This is a genomic window from Enteractinococcus helveticum (assembly GCF_001657475.1).
Lineage (GTDB): Bacteria > Actinomycetota > Actinomycetes > Actinomycetales > Micrococcaceae > Yaniella > Yaniella helvetica.
In genome coordinates this window covers 1-1,867 of the sequence record NZ_LXEY01000095.1, presented here as the reverse complement: position 1 = coordinate 1,867, position 1,867 = coordinate 1, and the positions used below count along the sequence as shown (strand labels likewise).

Here is a 1,867-nt window from a genome sequence, read left to right as displayed (position 1 = left end):
CCACCGAAGCCATCAACGGCAGAATCGAACACCTGCGCGGCACCGCCCTGGGCTTCAGAAACCTCGCCCATTACATCACCCGAGCACTGCTGGACACCGGTGGATTCAGAAACAAAATACACTCACTCTTACGATGAGCCTATTAAATCCTCAGATTTTTCCAGTATCCGCTGACCATCACTGGTCAATACGACCCCTCGACCTTTTCGACGCAGAATCAACGTCAAGCCCAATTGCTTTTCCAATTCATCCAGCGCCAGCGCTAGTGCGGTCGGAGTGATATTCATGTGCTTGGCTGCAGCTGCGATACTTCCCGCGGAGGCTGCGGCCTGAAAATACTGAATCTGTCGTAGGGTAAACGGGATATCCACGGAGCTCCAAAGTTTTTCTTCTGTACCAGCGTAGCTAAGTATAGTTTTCTTTCTCATCGAAGCAGCGCATGATCAAATGTAGCGCCCATCACACCCGCGTGCTTGGGCACCCCACCTTGTACATCCGATTTTCACTCACAATCATCAGGACAACGTCATATGACCACACCGCACACCACTCGAGGCAAAAGACTCCTGAAAGGCTTGGCCGCTGGCGCCGCTCTCGCACTGTCGCTTACAGCATGCGCAGACGGCGTCACTTCAAGCCCGGAAGGCGAAGAAGTACACACCTTCGTACTGGCCAACGGCACACAAGCTGGCACACCACACGAAGCAGTGCAGGACCGCTATATTGAAATGCTGGAAGAGCGCTCCGATGGTCGAATCGAAATCGACCGGACCGACTTTCAAGTCATCTGCCCGCTTGATGAAATTGCCGAGTGTGTCAGCGACGGCCGAGCTGACATCGGCACAACCATTAACGACTACACACCGCATATGCTGCCAGCAATGTCTGTCATCTCGATCATCGGCATGAATACCGACATGCAGGCCGCCATCAGCGCAATGTACGACGTCCACCAAGAATATGAACCCGTCATGCAGGATCTTGAGGACAATAACCTGCACTTCGGCTCCAGCTGGCCGGTGGGCACACTCTTTATTGGCTCCCAACAGCCGGTCGAAAACGTAGATGATCTCGACGGCTTGAACGCCCGAGCAGCCGGGCCGGTAACCCAGCAGATTCTCAGCGATGCCGGCATGAACATCTCAGCCATCACTGCGGCCGAAACCTATGAAGCCCTACAGCGCGGAGTCATCGACTCCGTGGCCTCGGCGCTCGACTTCGCTACCCAATACGCCGTAGCTGAGCAAGTGCCGCACTGGACCGATCCAGGCCTGGGACAATACACCGCTTATGGCATGTGGTGGAACAAAGACTCCTATGACTCTCTTCCAGATGATCTGAAACAGGTCGTGGACGAGGTCACCGACGAGTTGAACTACGGCGAAGCAATGACAGCATATAACGAACAGATCGAAACGGTCTGCGACGCCATGATTGACCACGAAAACGTTGAAAGCTTCACCCGCTGGGATGAAGCCGAAACCCAGCGTTGGAAAGACGACATCGGTGACAGCGCCGAAGAGCTGTGGCTAGAAACCGTTGCAACCTACAACTTCGATAATGCCGAAGAATACCTAGACACCTACAAGGCGAAATACGATGAGCACGTCTCCGATGACAACATTGAAGACGGCGCTGCAGCATGCGTTGATCGCTGGCAGGAACAAAACGGCTAAGGACAAACGTCTCCAGCAAGACTAAACCTAAAACCTAACCATCCCGTGTGGTGACTTGATGCGAAGTGGCCTGCTCTAGAGATTTCGGACACGGGCCCTCTTAGTCTTGACTAAACTTGAGGGTCATACCGAAAGTGAGACTGAGTAAGGACATGTCAACTCCACGCCGTCGTTATACCCAGGAATTCAAA

2 protein-coding genes and 1 pseudogene are annotated in these 1,867 nt (G+C 53.5%); 2 read left to right on the top strand and 1 reads right to left on the bottom strand.

The genetic code is table 11. The features are described 5' to 3' along the window. Positions 1 to 137: pseudogene (locus tag A6F49_RS17830) on the top strand (ISL3 family transposase); the annotation flags it as partial. Here A6F49_RS17830 and A6F49_RS14735 read toward each other — a convergent pair. Further along, on the bottom strand, positions 129 to 371 hold the full coding sequence (locus tag A6F49_RS14735) for a LysR family transcriptional regulator (RefSeq protein WP_043055306.1): 243 nt from the start codon (positions 369 to 371) through the stop codon (positions 129 to 131). The pseudogene A6F49_RS17830 and the gene A6F49_RS14735 overlap by 9 nt on opposite strands. Before the next feature lie 159 nt (positions 372 to 530). On the opposite strand from A6F49_RS14735, the gene dctP reads away from it, so the two are divergent. After that, on the top strand, positions 531 to 1,676 hold the full coding sequence (dctP, locus tag A6F49_RS14730; RefSeq protein ID WP_043055305.1) for a TRAP transporter substrate-binding protein DctP: 1,146 nt from the start codon (positions 531 to 533) through the stop codon (positions 1,674 to 1,676). Positions 1,677 to 1,867 lie beyond the last annotated feature (191 nt).

Excerpts from the sequence above, each read along its gene's own strand:
- dctP (WP_043055305.1), top strand. The coding sequence starts at position 531 with ATGACCACACCGCACACCACTCGAGGCAAAAGACTCCTGAAAGGCTTG.